This window comes from Maricaulis maris (genome assembly GCF_036322705.1).
GTDB classification, from domain to species: domain Bacteria; phylum Pseudomonadota; class Alphaproteobacteria; order Caulobacterales; family Maricaulaceae; genus Maricaulis; species Maricaulis maris_B.
Map to the genome: position 1 here is coordinate 203,983 of NZ_AP027270.1, position 15,787 is coordinate 219,769.

General features: G+C 64.2%; 14 protein-coding genes and 1 tRNA gene. 8 read left to right on the forward strand and 7 right to left on the reverse strand.

Annotation, left to right across the window (positions count from 1 at the left end; genetic code table 11):
* Positions 1-136: 136 nt before the first annotated feature.
* Positions 137-2,332, forward strand: coding sequence for a M3 family metallopeptidase (locus AAA969_RS01035; protein WP_338242645.1), 2,196 nt, complete (start codon positions 137-139; stop codon positions 2,330-2,332).
* 63 nt (positions 2,333-2,395) lie between these two features.
* Here AAA969_RS01035 and soxR read toward each other — a convergent pair whose 3' ends face one another.
* Entirely contained in the window at positions 2,396-2,854 is a 459-nt protein-coding gene (gene soxR / locus AAA969_RS01040; protein ID WP_338242648.1) for a redox-sensitive transcriptional activator SoxR, read from the reverse strand.
* Positions 2,855-2,952: 98 nt separating this feature from the next.
* Between soxR and AAA969_RS01045 the strand changes: the two genes are divergently transcribed.
* The 6 genes from AAA969_RS01045 (at position 2,953) to serA (ending at position 10,089) form a co-directional block, all read left to right on the forward strand.
* Entirely contained in the window at positions 2,953-3,318 is a 366-nt protein-coding gene (locus tag AAA969_RS01045; protein WP_338242650.1) for a VOC family protein, read from the forward strand.
* A gap of 52 nt (positions 3,319-3,370) precedes the next feature.
* Positions 3,371-4,447 (forward strand): aromatic ring-hydroxylating oxygenase subunit alpha, encoded by a 1,077-nt coding sequence (locus tag AAA969_RS01050; protein ID WP_338242653.1) that lies wholly within the window; start codon positions 3,371-3,373, stop codon positions 4,445-4,447.
* Positions 4,448-4,471: 24 nt separating this feature from the next.
* Positions 4,472-5,788 (forward strand): amino acid permease, encoded by a 1,317-nt coding sequence (locus AAA969_RS01055; protein WP_338242656.1) that lies wholly within the window; start codon positions 4,472-4,474, stop codon positions 5,786-5,788.
* Positions 5,789-6,340: 552 nt separating this feature from the next.
* A complete protein-coding gene (lepA, locus tag AAA969_RS01060; RefSeq protein ID WP_338242658.1) occupies positions 6,341-8,149 on the forward strand; it encodes a translation elongation factor 4 in 1,809 nt (602 codons plus the stop codon).
* Positions 8,150-8,221: 72 nt separating this feature from the next.
* Positions 8,222-8,749, forward strand: a complete 528-nt coding sequence (locus AAA969_RS01065; protein ID WP_338242660.1) for a peroxiredoxin — start codon at positions 8,222-8,224, stop codon at positions 8,747-8,749.
* Positions 8,750-8,883: 134 nt separating this feature from the next.
* On the forward strand, positions 8,884-10,089 hold the full coding sequence (serA, locus tag AAA969_RS01070) for a phosphoglycerate dehydrogenase (RefSeq protein ID WP_338242663.1): 1,206 nt from the start codon (positions 8,884-8,886) through the stop codon (positions 10,087-10,089).
* Here serA and AAA969_RS01075 read toward each other — a convergent pair.
* The 3 genes from AAA969_RS01075 to msrA form a co-directional block, all read right to left on the reverse strand.
* Positions 10,041-10,805 (reverse strand): DUF4386 domain-containing protein, encoded by a 765-nt coding sequence (locus AAA969_RS01075; protein WP_338242666.1) that lies wholly within the window; start codon positions 10,803-10,805, stop codon positions 10,041-10,043. The two genes, serA and AAA969_RS01075, sit on opposite strands and share 49 nt — an antisense overlap.
* Positions 10,806-10,916: 111 nt before the next feature.
* Positions 10,917-11,591: an HAD-IB family phosphatase gene (locus tag AAA969_RS01080; protein ID WP_338242668.1), complete on the reverse strand. Its 675-nt coding sequence runs from the start codon at positions 11,589-11,591 to the stop codon at positions 10,917-10,919.
* 77 nt (positions 11,592-11,668) lie between these two features.
* Positions 11,669-12,322, reverse strand: coding sequence for a peptide-methionine (S)-S-oxide reductase MsrA (gene msrA, locus AAA969_RS01085; protein WP_338242670.1), 654 nt, complete (start codon positions 12,320-12,322; stop codon positions 11,669-11,671).
* Positions 12,323-12,516: 194 nt separating this feature from the next.
* Here msrA and AAA969_RS01090 point away from each other — a divergent pair.
* Positions 12,517-12,606, forward strand: a tRNA-Ser gene (locus AAA969_RS01090).
* Between the two features lie 328 nt (positions 12,607-12,934).
* Here the strand turns inward: AAA969_RS01090 and AAA969_RS01095 are convergent.
* The 3 genes from AAA969_RS01095 to AAA969_RS01105 are packed head-to-tail and all read right to left on the reverse strand — an operon-like array spanning position 12,935 to position 15,602.
* Positions 12,935-14,668: a recombinase family protein gene (locus AAA969_RS01095; protein WP_338242673.1), complete on the reverse strand. Its 1,734-nt coding sequence runs from the start codon at positions 14,666-14,668 to the stop codon at positions 12,935-12,937.
* Positions 14,668-15,105 carry a DUF2924 domain-containing protein gene (locus tag AAA969_RS01100; RefSeq protein ID WP_338242675.1) on the reverse strand — a complete coding sequence of 146 codons (438 nt, stop codon included), beginning with the start codon at positions 15,103-15,105 and terminating at the stop codon, positions 14,668-14,670. The genes AAA969_RS01095 and AAA969_RS01100 overlap by 1 nt, the downstream gene beginning before the upstream one ends.
* Complete coding sequence (locus tag AAA969_RS01105) at positions 15,105-15,602, reverse strand: DUF3489 domain-containing protein (RefSeq protein WP_338242677.1); 498 nt, start codon at positions 15,600-15,602, stop codon at positions 15,105-15,107. The genes AAA969_RS01100 and AAA969_RS01105 overlap by 1 nt, the downstream gene beginning before the upstream one ends.
* Positions 15,603-15,787: the final 185 nt, after the last annotated feature.

The window sequence follows — 15,787 nt, forward strand, 5'->3', positions numbered from 1 at the left end:
CCGTAGATCAAGCATCGCCGGCGGGGACGGTGGTGCCGGGGTGATGTGCGACACTTTGCTCATGGTGAATTCTTCATTTTTGCGACGGGCGCTGAGGCGTTAGGGTGCGGCAAGAATTTTTCCGGGAGTACTCCAGATGCGCAAACTGATGATGATCACCGCGAGCACGGCCGCATTCTTTGCCGCCGCCTGCACGCCCGCCGAAGAGACCGCCGAGACGGGTGAGACCAGCGCGATGACCGATATGACGACCACCGACGCCGACACCAACGTCGCCAGCTTCGATAATCCGTTGCTCGCCGAATGGACGGGCGACTATGGCGGCACGCCGGACTTTGCCAATGCCAGCCTCGATGACCTGCGCGGCGCGCTGCGCGAGGGCATGGCGCTCAACCTGGCCGAGATCGACGCGATTGTGAGCAATCCGGAACCGGCGACGTTCGAGAATACCATTCTCGAACTGGAGCGTGCCGGCGATCCGCTCGGCCGCGTCTACACCTTCTGGGGCATCTGGTCGTCGAACATGTCGAGCCCGGAATTCCGCGACATCCAGCGCGAGATGTCGAGCGAACTCTCGGCCTTCAACTCGCAGATCACGCAGAATGAAGCGCTCTTTTCACGGATCCGCGCCGTCTATGAAGGCGAGGAAATGGCGACGCTGACGCCGGCGCAGCAGCGCGTGGTCCAGCTCACCTATGACGGCTTTGCGCGCAATGGTGCCACGCTCGAAGGCGCCGCCGCCGAGCGTTATGCGGCGATCAATGCCCGCCTCGCCGAGCTGCACACCAGCTTCGCCAACAATGTCCTGCATGACGAGGAAAACTACGTCACCTATCTGACCGCGGACCAGCTCTCGGGCCTGCCGGCCGACTTCATCGCGGCCTCAGCCTCGGCAGCGGCGGCGCGCGGCCATGAAGGCGAGTACGCCATCACCAATACGCGCTCCTCGATGGATCCCTTCCTGACCTTCTCCGACGAGCGCGATCTCCGCGAGCAGGTCTGGAACAATTATTATTCCCGCGGCGATAATGGCGGCGAGTACGACAACAACGCCATCATCATGGAAATCCTGCAGCTGCGCGACGAGCGTGTCGGTCTCCTCGGCTATGATGACTATGCGTCCTGGCGTCTGGAAAACCGCATGGCGGGCACGCCGGAGCGGGCCATGGACCTGATGGAAGGCGTCTGGACCGCGGCGGTTGCCCGGATCGAGGAAGAGGTCGCCGACATGCAGGCCCTCGCCGACGCCAATGGCGACGACATCACCATCGCGCCGTGGGACTACCGTTACTATGCCGAGCAGGTCCGCTCGGCCCGCTATGACCTCGACAGTGAAGAGGTGAAGCAATACCTGCAGCTCGATAACCTGCGCGAAGGCATGTTCTACGTCGCCGGTGAGCTGTTCGGCTTCGAGTTCCGCGAACTGCCGGAGGGCGAGGTCTCGGTCTGGCATCCGACGGTGCGGGTCTGGGAAGTCACCGATCGCGAGAGCGGCGCCAATGTCGGCCTTTGGTATCTTGATCCCTTCGCTCGCCAGGGCAAGCGGTCGGGCGCCTGGGCCAACTCCTTCCGCTCGCACACCACGATCGACGGCGAGACCAATGTGCTGGCCACCAACAATTCGAACTTCGTTGAAGGCGCGCCGGGCGAGCCGGTCCTCGTCTCCTTCGATGACGCGACCACCTTCTTCCACGAATTCGGTCACGCCCTGCACACGCTGTCGTCCAATGTCGATTATCCGACCCTCAATGGCGGCGTGCGCGACTATACCGAATTCCAGTCGCAGCTGCTCGAGCGCTGGGTCCTCACCGATCCGGTGGTCAACAACTACCTGACCCATGTCGAGACCGGCGAGCCGATGCCGCAAGCCCTGATCGACCGCATCCGGGCTGCCGCCAACTTCAACCAGGGTTTCTCGACCGGCGAGTATCTGGCCTCGGCGCTGATGGACATGGTCTATCACACGACTGATCCGGCCGAGATCACCGACCCCGACACCTTCGAGCGTGAGACGCTGGAACGTCTGGGCATGCCGAGCGAGATCGTGATGCGTCACCGCTCCCCGCATTTCGGGCACATCTTCTCGGGTGAGGGGTATTCGGCGGGTTATTACGGCTACATGTGGGCTGACGTGCTGACCGCCGATGCGGCCGAAGCCTTCCAGGAAGCCCCCGGTGGTTTCTATGATCCGGACGTCTCCGCCCGCCTGGTCGAATACCTCTTCGCCCCGCGCAACTCGATGGACCCGGCCGAGGCCTACCGCCTCTTCCGTGGCCGCGATGCCGATGTCTCGGCGCTGATGCGCGATCGCGGTTTCCCGGTCACCGAATAGGTCCGACCGGACCGATCATGATCGAGGCCGGCGGGGCGACCCGTCGGCCTTTTTCGTTGCGGCTCAGCCGGGCGGGTCGGCGATGCCGATATGCGGGCCGGCACCAAGCCGGGACAGTCGGTCCTGTGGATTGTAGAGCTGACACGCTTTCAGCGACAGGCAACCGCAACCGATGCAGCTGTCCAGCCGGCCGCGCATCCGGGTCAGGTCCTCGATCTGCCGGTCGAGCCGGTCCCGCAGGGCGACGCTGATGCGGGCCCAGTCAGCCTGTGTGGGGGTGCGTCGTTCGGGCAGGGCGGCCAGGGCGTCGCTGATCTCGCGGATCGACAGGCCGAGTTGCTGGGCGATCAGGATGAAGGAGATCCGACGCACATCGGCACGCTTGAAGCGGCGCTGCCCGCCGGCATTGCGCGACGGCTGGACCAGCCCCTTCTCCTCGTAAAAGCGAATGGCGGACACGGTGACACCGGTGCGCCGGGCGAGCTGTCCGATCGACAGCGGATCGGCGGCGGAAAGCGGCATGTCCATCCCCGTGAAAATAGCTTGACCTCAACCAAGGTTGAGGAATTATCAAGCCGCCTGTCAAGGGAATCCGCGAGATTCCGGTACAGGAGAGTTCAATGACACAAGCAAGGCTCGAACACGTCAATGTGACGGTGAGCAATCCCGCAGAGACCGCGAAGCGGCTGTGCGACTGGTTTGGCTGGCAGGTTCGCTGGAGCGGCCCGGCGAAGAATGGCGGCACCACATACCACGTCGGAAACGACCATGACTATGTCGCCCTCTATGCCCTCGCGACCCCGACAGAGACGCCGCGCGGCCGTCTCAACCATATCGGGGTCCTGGTCGAGGACCTGGCGGACGCCGAGGCGCGGATCCTGGCGGACGGTATCCGGACGCATTCGCACGCGAATTATGAGCCGGGTCGCCGCTTCTATTTCGATGATCCCGACGGGATCGAGTTCGAGGTGATCAGCTACGCCTGATCGCCCTGCGGATTTTATTGGCAGGCGGGGCGGTTGTCGCTAGCGTCCCGGGATGGACGATCTATCCGCCCCGCCTTCACCGCACCCCGTTGACCCGACCCGACCGCTCGGTCAGGCCCGCGCACTGGACCCGTCGCGATACGTCGGTGCTGACGCGCTGACCTTTGACCAACGCGAAATTCTCGCCCGTGGCTGGCAGGTGGTCGCTCCGGCCTCGGCGCTGGCCGGACCCGGCGATCATGTCGTGCGGGAAATCGGTGGGGTGCCGGTCCTGCTGGTGCGCAACAGGCAGGGCGTGATCAACGGCTTTCTCAATATCTGCCGTCATCGCGCCGGACCGCTGGCCCTGTGTGACGGCAAGGGTGCGAAACGGCTGCGCTGTGCCTATCACGGCTGGGCCTATGACCTGGACGGGCAATTGCGCAGCGCACCGGAGATGCAGCGGGCCGAGGGCTTTGATGTGGCCGGGACCCGGCTGGAGCGGATCGAGGTCCGGCTCTGGGGCGGTCTGGTGTTTGCCCGCACGCGCCCGGGCGCGGCCTTCAGCGCGGTGATGGACGGACTGGACGCCATCGCCGATCCGGCCAGCCTCGCCGGACAGGTGCATCATCACAGCCGGATCTATGATGTGGCCTGCAACTGGAAGGTCTATGTCGATAATTATCTGGAGGGCTATCATCTGCCCTTCGTGCATCCGGACCTGACCCAGGTCGTGTCCTATCCCGACTACAAGACCGAGCTGGCCCGCTACTGGTCGCTGCAGCGCTCGCCGATCGGGGCCGAGACCGACGCCTATGCTGCGGGTGAAGCGCTCTATGTCTTCATCTATCCCAACACGATGCTGAACATCCTGCCGGGCCGGATGCAGACCAATCGCGTGGTCGCCAACGGGCCGGACCACTGTCGCGTCGAGTTCGATTTCTACTATGCCAATGGTGAAGCCGGCCGGGCCGAGGCGGATGATGCCTTTTCCGACAGGGTGCAGGAAGAGGACCGCCTGATCTGCGAGCATGTGCAGAAGGGTCTGGCCTCCGGCGCCTACCAGCCGGGGCGGTTGTCACCGGACCAGGAAGCCGGTGTCTGGCACTGGCACAATCTTTTGCGGGACGCCTACGCCGCTGGCGTCTAGACGATTTCGCGTCCGGGGGGACCCTTGAACCATCATGACAATCACGCGGCCGATCTTGAGCGGCCGACACACACGGCGATCGGCTTCTGGGGCTGCTGGTCCCTGATCGTCGGGGTGATGATCGGCTCCGGGATATTCCTCCTGCCCGCCGTGCTCGCACCCTATGGCCTGATGGGCTTTTCCGGCTGGCTGATCACAGCGGGCGGATCCGTTCTGCTGGCGCTCGTGCTCGGGCGGCTCTCGCACCGCACCACCCGCACCGGGGGGCCGATCGCCTATGCCCATGATGCCTTTGGCGATCTCACCGGCTTTCTGGTCGCCTGGGGCTACTGGGCATCCTACTGGATCGCCATCCCGGCCATCGCCATCGCTTTTGTCGGCTATCTGGGTGTCTTCATCCCCGGGCTGGACGACATGCCGCTGGCCCAGATGGGGTGCGGTCTTGCCCTGATCTGGGGGCTGGGTCTGGTGTCGCTCCACGGCATCCGCGACGCCAGCTTTGTGCAGCTCATCATGACCGTTTTGAAGCTGATCCCGATTTTCCTGATCATCGGGGTCGGGCTCTTCACCGGCGATGTCGCCAACCTGCCGGCAGTCAATCCCTCGGGCGGGAGTTTTCTCGGCGTGCTGGCCGCGACCGCCTTGCTCACCATGTGGGCCTTTGCCGGGCTGGAGGCTGCCACCATCCCGGCCGGTGATGTCCGCGATGCCGCGCGCAACGTTCCGCGGGCAACGGTAATCGGGACTATTTCGGTCGCGCTGATCTATATCGCCGCGACCGCCGCCGTGATGCTGGTGGTGCCGGCCGGTGATCTTGCGGACTCAACCTCGCCCTTCTCCGATGCCGCCCGCGCGCTCGGCAGTTGGGGGCCGGGCCTGATTGCTGCGGGGGCCATGGTTTCAACGGCTGGCGCGCTCAACGGGGTGATCCTGCTGTCCGGCCAATTACCGATGGCGGTTGCCCTTGACCGTCTCGCGCCCGCTGTTCTGGCGCATCGCAACAAGGGTGGGGCGCCGCAGTTTTCTCTGCTCATCTCGCTGTCGCTGGGGTCGATCCTGCTGGTCGCGAACTACTCGCGGGGTCTGGTCGCAGCCTTCACCTTCCTGTTGATGATGAGCACGGTCTGCCTGCTTCTGCCGCTGTTGGTCAGTGCGCTCGCGGAGCTGCGCCATTCCTGGCGATCGGCCCGCGGCTGGGCGATCATCGCACTGGGCGCTTGCGCCTACGCCGCCTTTGCGGTGCTCGGTTCGGGCCTGGAAGTGCTGGGGTGGGGGCTGGTCCTGACCCTGGCCGGGCTGCCGGCCTACTGGCTCGGCAAGCCGAAAGCGGTGGTGGGGTAGAGCTTATCCGCCGCTCCAGCGCCCTCTCATGTCCCTCGGGAGACGGTGCCCCGGAGGGCCGATGAGGGGGCTTTCAACGTAAATACAGTGACTTGTCCCTCACCCTGGCCTTCTCCCAGGGGGGAGGGAAAGTGCCGCGCCGACAAAAACTTATCCGCACCTCGTCCGGCCCACGCGATACTCACTGCGGTTTTCGGGACGGGAGGCGCGAGCTCAGTCACTTGTGCCCGGAAGCGTGCGGAGCCTGTCCGCGTACGGGGGTGACATCCCGATGCTCCGGCAGGGCGTGCGACATGGTCGCGGGGCACTAAACGACCGACCCCATCTACCTGTCGCGTTGGAAACGGGGGCGAGAGCGTCCGGGAAATCTCCGCGTGCGGGATGCTTGTCGAAGCTACCCTTATCAACACAGCGCTTTATCGGCTCCGGCTGGCATCCCGCTCCCTCCTCTGCCCAAACCGCCAGGCGCCAAGCGTCGTGGCGATCTCGGTGCTTGGCAAAACAGCCTATCCCGCTTGGCCAAACGGCTTGGCGATGCTACCTGCCCGATCCATGACCATAGATCCGTCCCTTATCCGAAATTTCTCCATCGTGGCCCATATCGACCACGGTAAATCGACGCTGGCCGATCGCCTCATCCAGGTGACCGGCGGACTGACCCAGCGCGAGATGAAAGAGCAAGTGCTCGACAATATGGAGCTCGAGCGTGAGCGCGGCATCACGATCAAGGCCCAGACGGTGCGACTGGACTATACGGCCAAGGACGGGAAGACCTACGTCCTCAACCTGATCGACACGCCCGGACACGTTGACTTCGCCTATGAGGTCAACCGCTCGCTGGCCGCCTGTGAAGGCTCGCTGCTGGTAGTCGATGCCTCCCAGGGCGTCGAAGCGCAGACCCTGGCGAATGTCTATCAGGCCATCGAGGTCAATCACGAGATCGTCCCGGTGCTCAACAAGATCGACCTGCCGGCCGCCGAGCCGGAGCGGGTCAAGGAGCAGATCGAGGATGTGATCGGGCTGGACGCGTCTGATGCCGTGCTGATTTCGGCGAAGACAGGCCTCGGCATCGAGGACGTTCTGGAAGCCGTGGTGACGCGCCTTCCCGCTCCCGATGGCGGCGATCCGAATGCGCCCTTGAAGGCCATGCTGGTCGACAGCTGGTATGATGCCTATCTCGGCGTGATCTGCCTGGTGCGGGTGATCGACGGGACGCTGAAGAAGGGCATGAAGGTTCGTCTGATGGGAACCGGTGCTGCCTATCCGGTCGACGGGGTTGGTGTTTTCCGGCCCAAGAAGGAAGCCATCGACAGTCTCGGCCCGGGCGAGATCGGTTACCTCAATGCCTCGATCAAACAGGTCCGCGATGCCCGTGTTGGCGACACCGTGACCGATGACCGCAACCCGGCTGCCAAGGCCCTGACCGGCTACAAGCCGGCCCAGCCGGTCGTGTTCTGCGGTCTCTTCCCGGTCGACAGCGCCGAGTTCGAGGACCTGCGCGAAGCGATCGAGAAGCTCGCCCTCAACGACGCCTCCTTCTCCTATGAGATGGAGACCTCTGCGGCACTCGGCTTCGGCTTCCGCTGCGGCTTCCTCGGCCTGCTTCACCTCGAAGTCATCCGTGAGCGTCTCGAGCGCGAGTACAATATCGAGCTGATCACCACAGCGCCGTCCGTGGTCTACCGGATCCGGATGACAGACGGCTCCGAGATCGACCTGCACAATCCGGCCGACATGCCGGACCCGGTCAAGATCGACACCATTGCCGAGCCCTGGATCAAGGCGACCATCCTGGTGCCGGACGAATATCTCGGCGGCGTGCTGAAACTGTGCCAGGACCGTCGCGGCAACCAGGTTGAACTGACCTATGCCGGCAATCGGGCCCTGGTGGTTTACGAACTGCCGCTGAATGAGGTCGTGTTCGACTTCTATGACCGTCTGAAATCGGTCACCAAGGGCTATGCCTCCTTCGATTACCAGTGGATCGAGGATCGGGTCGGCGATCTGGTGCGGATGTCGATCCTGGTCAATGACGAGCCGGTCGATGCCCTCTCCATGGTGGTCCACAAGGCGCGCGCCGAAATGCGCGGCCGGGCGATGTGTGAGAAGCTCAAGGAGCTGATCCCGCGGCACATGTTCAAGATCCCGATCCAGGCCGCCCTCGGTGGCCGGATCGTGGCCCGCGAAACCCTGTCTGCCCTGCGCAAGGACGTGACCGCCAAATGCTATGGCGGCGACGCCACCCGCAAGCGCAAGCTTCTGGACAAGCAGAAGGCCGGCAAGAAGAAGATGCGCCAGTTCGGCAAGGTCGAAATCCCGCAGGAAGCCTTCATTGCCGCGCTGAAAATGGATGATGATTGATCGGCCCTTGCCAACGCCGCAGATCACCCCATTTCTAGTGTGAATTCACAGGATCAAACCCGGAGTTTCCTGATGCGCCAGTTTTTTGCTGCCCTCGCCACGACCGCCCTTCTCGCAGCCCCCGCCTTCGCCGAGCTGAATGCCGGTGATGCAGCGGCTGATTTCACGGTGCAGGGCTTCCAAGCCGGGGAGCCGGTCTCCTTCCACCTCGCCGAGGCGCTCGTCGACGGCCCGGTCGTGCTGTTCTTCTTCCCGGCGGCCTTCACCTCCGGCTGCGAAGCCCAGGCGGCAGCCTTTGCCGAAGCGATCGACCAGTTTACTGCCGAGGGCGCCCGCGTGATCGGCGTGACCGGCGGCAATACCGATCGCCTGGCCGAGTTCTCGACCCAGCATTGTGCTGATGCCTTCCCGGTCTTCGCCGTCGAAGACGGCATGGCCCGCGACTATGATGCGCGCCTGATGATGCGTCCGGGCTGGACCAATCGCACCTCCTACGTGATCGATCAAACTTCGACGATCGCCTTCTCCTGGTCGGAAATGAGCCCCTACGAGCACGTCGATCAGACGCTTGCTGCGGTGCGGGCGCTCAACGTCGAATAATATTGCGCGAAGGGTGCCGGGGTTCGGGCTTCGGTAGCGATATCATGCGGTGGACAAGGGTGCGCGCATCGTGTTGCGGTGCACCCTGAGGCGGGGCGATTCTGGCCGCCTCCATACACCGAGGAAATGTCGCGATGTCCGACCCCGTCGTCCTGTTCGAAAATGTCCATCCGGTCGCTGATGCGGCGTTCCAGGCCGATGGTTACACCATTGAGCGCCACGTCGCCGCGCTCGACATCGACGCCCTGCATGCCGCGCTTGGGCCGGCTGTGCTCGCGGGGATCCGGTCGCGCACCAAGATGAACCGGGCGGCCTTCGATGCCGCCCCCAATCTTCTGGCGCTCGGCTGTTTCTGCATCGGCACCAACCAGGTCGACCTCGACGTCGCGGCAACCCGCGGCATTCCTGTGTTCAACGGCCCGTTCGGCAATACCCGCTCGGTCGCCGAGCTGACCCTCGCCTCCGTGATCATGCTGATGCGCGGGATCCCGATGCGCGCCTCGGCGGCGCAGCGTGGCGAGTGGCAGAAATCCGCCACCAATTCCCATGAAGTCCGGGCCAAGAAGCTGGGCATTGTCGGCTACGGCAATATCGGCTCGCAGCTCTCCGTGCTCGCCAGTGCCCTGGGCATGCACGTCTATTTCTACGATACAGAGACCAAGCTGGCGCACGGCAATGCGCGCTCTTGTGCGACCCTCGACGAGTTGCTGGCGATCTGTGATGTGGTCACGCTGCACGTGCCCTCCACCGAACAGACCCGCAATATCATGAGCCGGGACGCGATCTCGAAGATGAAAAAGGGCGCCATCCTGATCAACCAGGCGCGTGGCGATCTGGTCGATATCGACGCCCTGGCCGATGCGCTGGAGAGCGGTCACCTGATCGGCGCCGCAGTCGACGTCTTCCCCAAGGAGCCGGCTTCCAAGGACGAGGCCTTCGTCTCGCCGCTGCAGAAATTCCAGAACATCATCCTGACGCCGCATATCGGCGGCTCGACGCTGGAGGCCCAACAGGCGATCGGCGAGGACGTGTCCGGCAAGCTGGCGCGCTATGTCTCGCTCGGCGCGACCAAGGGCGCGGTCAATGTTCCCGAGATCGAGCCGGGCCGCATCAAGCCGGGCCGGACACGCCTGTTGAGCTTCCACTCGAACGCGCCGGGCTTCCTGTCACGTCTCAATGATGCGGTCAGCGCCGCCGGGGCCAATATCGCGGCCCAGCAGCTCGAGACCCGTGGCGAGCTGGGCTATGTCGCCGCCGATCTCGAGGGCGATCTGCCGGCCGGCTTCATCGATCATGTCCGGGCGCTGGACGGCTCGATCCGGGCGCGGCTGGTGCGCTGACGGTCCATCACCGCGTCCCAGCGTGAGCGGTTGAGGCCGACCGCGAGCAGCCAGCCGGTGAAGACGAATTCGGGCAGGGCGGCCGGCAGGAGGAGCAGGCCCCCGATCGCGCCAGACTCCGGCAGGCCGAAATGGATGATGCCGAGGGAGATATAGCTGAGGCCTGACAGGCCCATCAGCCAGCCGAGGAATGCGGGGAAATAGTCGGCCCGGGCCAGCAGTATGCCGAGACAGGCGCAATGCAGGCCGAACAGCATCAGGCCGAGAATATAGCCTTCATTGTGGAGACCCAGAAAGACGAGCGATGCCGCGTCCGCCATCGCGGGATCGAGCTGGGCGGCGATGGGGCCGTCGCCGAGCAGGACCAGCGGCGTCATCATGTTCAGCAGGTTGACGCACAATACTGCGGTCATCGTGATCCGGACCGCCATCGCGAACAGGGCGAGGCCCCGGCCGGCCGGGGCCAGCAAACGGTAGAACATCACGGCCAGCACGATATCCAGCGCAAAGACAGTCAGGTCGGCCAGAATGCCGGCCCGCAGCAGGAGCGGGTCCAGACGGATCTGGTCGGCCGTGGCCCCGGCATCGCTCCAGTCGATGATCTGGCCCCGAACGCCCATCTGGGCGAAAATCCCCAGTCCGATGATTGCGAGATAGGCGAGGCCGGACAGGCGGGCAAAGGTCCGCGGGTTGCGGATCAGGGGGTGGTCGGTCATGGCAGGCTCCGGGTGGTGTTGGCGATGAACACCGTTTGGAGCGATCATCGCCCCCTGGTCTCGCCGATTTCCAAATCGGCCTGTTTTAGGGGGCTCCCGAGCCGCCGGCGGTCAGACGCCGAGCGCCTTGGCGAGGTCATCGACCGACCGCACATAGCGCGCCCCCGACCATTCGCAGGCCGCGATCACGACGTCCCGCTTGGCGATCAGCCCGAAGCCGATAAAGCGGTCGGCGGCGCCGGCCTCATAGGCTTCAAAATCGGTCATGCCGTCGCCGACCATGATGGTCTCGTCAGCGCGTTTGGAAATCGTGTTGAGGATCTCGGCCTTGCCCCCATTGCGCGACAGCGGATAGCCGGTATCCAGCCCGCTGACCCGGTCGGCGTCCCAGACGAACCGATTGGCATGGATGTCGCCATGGCCAAAGCCGAGATCACCGAGGACCGGTTCGAGCAGGTCGGCAAACCCCCCGGAGACAGCATGCAGGCTGTCCCCCCGCTCACGCAGCCGGCGCAGCAGCGGCGCCATGCCGGGGGTCAGGCGGTGGCGCAATTGTTCTGCCACGGAGGCGACACCGTCACGGTCGAGTGCAGCGAGTTGAAGCCGGGCCTCGAGGCTGTCCCGCAGGGCCATGCTGCCCGACATGCCGGCCCGTGTAATCTCGTGCAGCCGGCCCTTCGCCGCAGCCTTGTCCTCCCGCGTGGCGAGGGCGGCTTCGATGGCCGTGTCCAGGGACTCGACCCGCAGGAGGGTGGAGTCCACATCAAAGGCAATCAGGCGCGCCACGCTTCTTTCCCGGTCCGCTTCAACCCGACTCTAGCTATCTGCCGTCACGCTGTCAGCGTCTTTGCACGGGCCGTGGTTCAGGCGTCGACCCCGAGGCCGATCGGGCAGACCACGCCGGTGCCGCCAATACCGCAATAGCCGGACGGATTCTTGGCCAGATACTGCTGATGGTAGTCTTCGGCGTAGTAGAAGGGCCCGGCCGCCGCGATCTCGGTGGTGATATGCCCAAGCCCGGCGCGGCTGAGCTCGGCCTGGTAGCGCTCCGCCGACTGCCGTGCGAGGCCAAGCTGGGCTTCGCTGGTGGTGTAAAGGGCGGAGCGATATTGCGTCCCGCGATCATTGCCCTGGCGCATGCCCTGGGTCGGATCGTGGCCTTCCCAGAAGACCTTCAAGACGTCTTCCGGCAGGATCTCCACCGGGTCGAAGACAACCCGCACCAGCTCGGTATGGCCGGTTGCACCGGTGCAGGTCTCTTCATAGGTCGGGTTGGGAGTGGAGCCGCCGCCATAGCCGACCGCCGTATGCCAGATGCCCGTGGTCTCCCAGAACAGCCGCTCGGCGCCCCAGAAGCAGCCCATGCCGACGAAGATTTCCATCATGCCGTCGGGCACTTCGATACGGATATCGCGACCGGTGATGAAGTGTGACGGGGCTGTCGGGATCGCCATCTGGCGTCCCGGCAGGGCCTGGTCGGCGGGGATGATTTCAGATTTCCAGACCGGATCTGACATGGGGGGCTCCAAAGCCTTGGCACGGACGCTGAAGATAAGCGTCCTGACGGCGAAAACCAGAGCCTGCGCCTGCATTCGCTGCCGATCCGTCCCGCCCTTGTCCATCAGGCAGCGCGCGCGGTCCCGCCAAGCTGCAAAAGCTGAGCGACGCGCCTTGTCTGATACGCCGGTATGAGTATAGTCCGCGCCTTCGTGGTGAGGTGGCCGAGTGGTCGAAGGCGCACGCCTGGAAAGTGTGTAGGCGGGGAACCGTCTCGTGGGTTCGAATCCCACCCTCACCGCCACTTATCTTCTTGAAATAATTAGATAAAAAGGCGCCGCGGAATTCCCGGGGCGTTTCCGCGCCTTCGCGGACTTTTCCCTGTGCTCAGACCGTGACGTATCGGCGCTGAGGCCGCAATCTGGCGCGCCGGTCTCAGTTCGGGATTTCGGGCAGATCGGGTAGGTCGGTTTCCCTGTATCTCCCAAAACGCAGGGAATTTGGCTCGAAATCGGCCTCAATGCCGACTTCGAACCGGATTTAATCGCGTCAATTCAGTGGGTTGGGTCGGAATTCCCTGGCGCAAATAACAGGGAATTTGCGTTCCCAGTTATGCATAAAAACAGGGAAGTTTATTGGGCCGAACAGGGAATTTTCCGACCGGAAAACCCCAGCACCCGCGCCTGTGCATCGCAGTCGAGTGGAATGGGGTGGGTGAGAAGGTGCTGCAAGGTCAGTTCGGGCGGCTGGCGCCCGTCCAGGATCGCCGAGGTAATGTCGGGCGACAGGAAGGCCAGGCGGATGCGCTGTCGGATGGGACTGTCGGTCCAGCCATAGCGCCGGCCGATGGCGGCCAGGGAGACGCCGCGCCGGGCTTCGGCAAGCCATTGGTGAGCCTTCGCGATGGCATTGATCAGGGTCTGATCCGGGGCCCGCTCGAACTGGCCTGTGATGATCTTGATCTCAACGCCGCGTCGGCGCAGCTCAAACGCGGTCTCGATGGCGAGCTGATCCTCGGCGAGTGCGCTCGGGTCGATGACCAGTGCTTCCGCCAACCTCACACGATCGAGATTGATATGAAGCCGGTTCGGGGACACGCGGACCGTCTGGGTTACAACGCGCAGGGTCTCCCCGTCGCGCGCCTCCAGCCGGGCTCTTACCCGACCGAGCGCGTCCTGCGCCCTGTAAATCGCGATGGGATCGGGTTCGCAGAAGAGCTGTTCACCGGCCTCATCGAGGTGACTGACGATCGCACCACAAACGGCCCGCTCCAGTTTGAGGGCCGGCAGGCGCCAACCGGAGGGATCGTCGACCGCCCCTTTCATCAGCCGCCGGGAGACATAGTAGCGGATGCGCTTGTGACCGCCCTCTGTCCTGCGCCGCGAATGACTGGGTGTCAGCCGGTCGCCGGTCTCGTCAAAGAGCTTTACGGCGAGCGGCGATTTCTGGTCGGGTTGCTTGAGCGTCTTGGTGGCGGGATCACGCACACGCGGCCGGGCGGCATGGGCCTGGAGCTTGTCCTGTACGCGGGCCCATAGGTCTTCGGAGATAATGGCCTCGTGTTGGCCGTCATAGATCTCCAGCTTGTGGCGGATGCGACCGGCATAGATCGGGTTGGTCAGGATATAGTGGATCGCGCCATGTGAGAGGACGGCTCCGCCATACTGTTTACCCGAGGCGAAGGTGCGATGCTTGGAACGGATGCCTTGAGCCTCTGCCTTCGACGCCACGGTCGATAGGCATTCATGTTCATCATAGAGCGCGAACAGGGTGCGCACATTGTCGGCCTCACCGGCGTTGACGATCAGGCCTCGGGCATTGGGGTTCGGATCGACGTCATGGCCCGTGGGCACCATGCCGCCCATCCACATGCCCTTCTTCTTGGAGGCGGCGATCTTGTCGCGGATGCGCTCAGATGTGACCTCCCGCTCAAACTGGGCAAAGGAGAGAAGCACGTTCAGTGTCAGCCGGCCCATCGAGGTTGAGGTGTTGAAGGCCTGGGTGACCGAGACGAAGGAACAATCGGCCGCGTCAAGCCGATCAATCAATCGGGAAAAGTCCGCCAGCGAGCGTGTCAGCCGGTCGATCTTGTAAACGACGATCATGTCGACCCGTCCGCCATCGATATCGGCCATGAGGCGCCGGATCGCGGGGCGTTCCAGCGTGCCGCCGGAGATGCCGCCATCATCGTATCGCTCGGGTAGGAGCTTCCAGCCTTCGGCCTTCTGACTGGCGATATAGGCCGCGCACGCCTCGAACTGGGAGTCGAGCGAGTTGAACTCCTGATCCAGCCCTTCCTCTGAAGACTTACGTGTGTAGATCGCGCAGCGGATGGTGCGGCGGGCGTTTCCCGGGGCGCGGTCCATCACGCCGCCTTCTTGCGCGAGACGAGGCCAAAGAAGCGTGGGCCGGACCAATGCGTGCCCGTGATCGCCTTGGCGATGGCGGACAGCGAGGAGAATGTCTCCTCGCGGTAGCGATAGCCCTCCTCAACGACATCGACGCGGTGCGTGATCCCATTCCAGGTGCGCATCAGCTGCGCGCCGGGTTTGAGCTTTGGGGCGCCGGGCTTGGGCGTTTCGCCGGCTGCAAGTCCGAGCAGGCGCTTTTCCAGACGCGGGCCGAGCCCGCCCCTGGCCTCGACCTGAAGGTCGTATGCCAGAAGACGGGCCAGAAACGCCTGGCTCGATCCACGTGGTGGCTTGCTGGCAAACCTGGCCTGCCAGATCGCCACCAGCTCATCGCGTGGTCGTTCGACCAGCGCTTCGAGATCAATCCCGACCGAGCGTTTGCGCCGCGCCATCAGGCCGCCTCGACGAGTTTGTAACGCGAGGACCGGTTGCCTTCGAGGGGAGGAAGCTTGTCGATCATGTATCCTGCCTTCTTGAGCCCCGTCAGGGCGGCCCGCGTGGTGTGGGGCAGCCAGTCCAGCGTCTCTGCCAGATCAGGCACGGTGACGCCGGTCTCGGCGGTTAGGAGCGCGATCAGGCGGGCCTTCTTGGTCGGCGGGCCGTCGGACTTTGCTTCAGAAGGCTCGGGCGCCGGCGCGGAGGCGGGTTGGCTCTTAACTGTCTTGGCGGTCTTCGCCGGAGTTTCAGAAAGGGCAGCCTGCCCTATTTCGGTGATGGCGATGGCCTTCCCAGTCCGCGTGAGAAACCCGCGGTTGGCGAGGTGATCGATATGGGCTTCCAGTGCCGCGCCCGAGGCCGGCAGACTGGACAGCTGATCGACCGGCGCGGGACCGTCCTGAGTGCTGAGGGCGTTCAGGATCGCGAGGTGGGTGGGAGTGAGCTTGGACATGTGTGTCTCCTGTGGTGCCTTCGCGGGATGCGAGGGGGTTGCACTGAGACGAGCCCGGGTCCTTGAAGCGGAGCCGTCCGGGCGTGGTGAGCATGCATGCTCGGGTCGGGCAGGAAGTCCAGTCGCCAGATACACGCCGGCCCGCCTTGAGGAACAAAGGCGGGCCGTGGCGGTGTAACTATACT

Coding starts and splice junctions, on each gene's coding strand:
- msrA (WP_338242670.1), bottom strand. CDS start 12,322: ATGTCAGATCCGGTCTGGAAATCTGAAATCATCCCCGCCGACCAGGCC.
- AAA969_RS01050 (WP_338242653.1), top strand. CDS start 3,371: ATGGACGATCTATCCGCCCCGCCTTCACCGCACCCCGTTGACCCGACC.
- AAA969_RS01045 (WP_338242650.1), top strand. CDS start 2,953: ATGACACAAGCAAGGCTCGAACACGTCAATGTGACGGTGAGCAATCCC.
- AAA969_RS01065 (WP_338242660.1), top strand. CDS start 8,222: ATGCGCCAGTTTTTTGCTGCCCTCGCCACGACCGCCCTTCTCGCAGCC.
- lepA (WP_338242658.1), top strand. CDS start 6,341: ATGACCATAGATCCGTCCCTTATCCGAAATTTCTCCATCGTGGCCCAT.
- AAA969_RS01100 (WP_338242675.1), bottom strand. CDS start 15,105: ATGGCGCGGCGCAAACGCTCGGTCGGGATTGATCTCGAAGCGCTGGTC.
- serA (WP_338242663.1), top strand. CDS start 8,884: ATGTCCGACCCCGTCGTCCTGTTCGAAAATGTCCATCCGGTCGCTGAT.
- soxR (WP_338242648.1), bottom strand. CDS start 2,854: ATGCCGCTTTCCGCCGCCGATCCGCTGTCGATCGGACAGCTCGCCCGG.
- AAA969_RS01075 (WP_338242666.1), bottom strand. CDS start 10,805: ATGACCGACCACCCCCTGATCCGCAACCCGCGGACCTTTGCCCGCCTG.
- AAA969_RS01095 (WP_338242673.1), bottom strand. CDS start 14,668: ATGGACCGCGCCCCGGGAAACGCCCGCCGCACCATCCGCTGCGCGATC.
- AAA969_RS01035 (WP_338242645.1), top strand. CDS start 137: ATGCGCAAACTGATGATGATCACCGCGAGCACGGCCGCATTCTTTGCC.
- AAA969_RS01105 (WP_338242677.1), bottom strand. CDS start 15,602: ATGTCCAAGCTCACTCCCACCCACCTCGCGATCCTGAACGCCCTCAGC.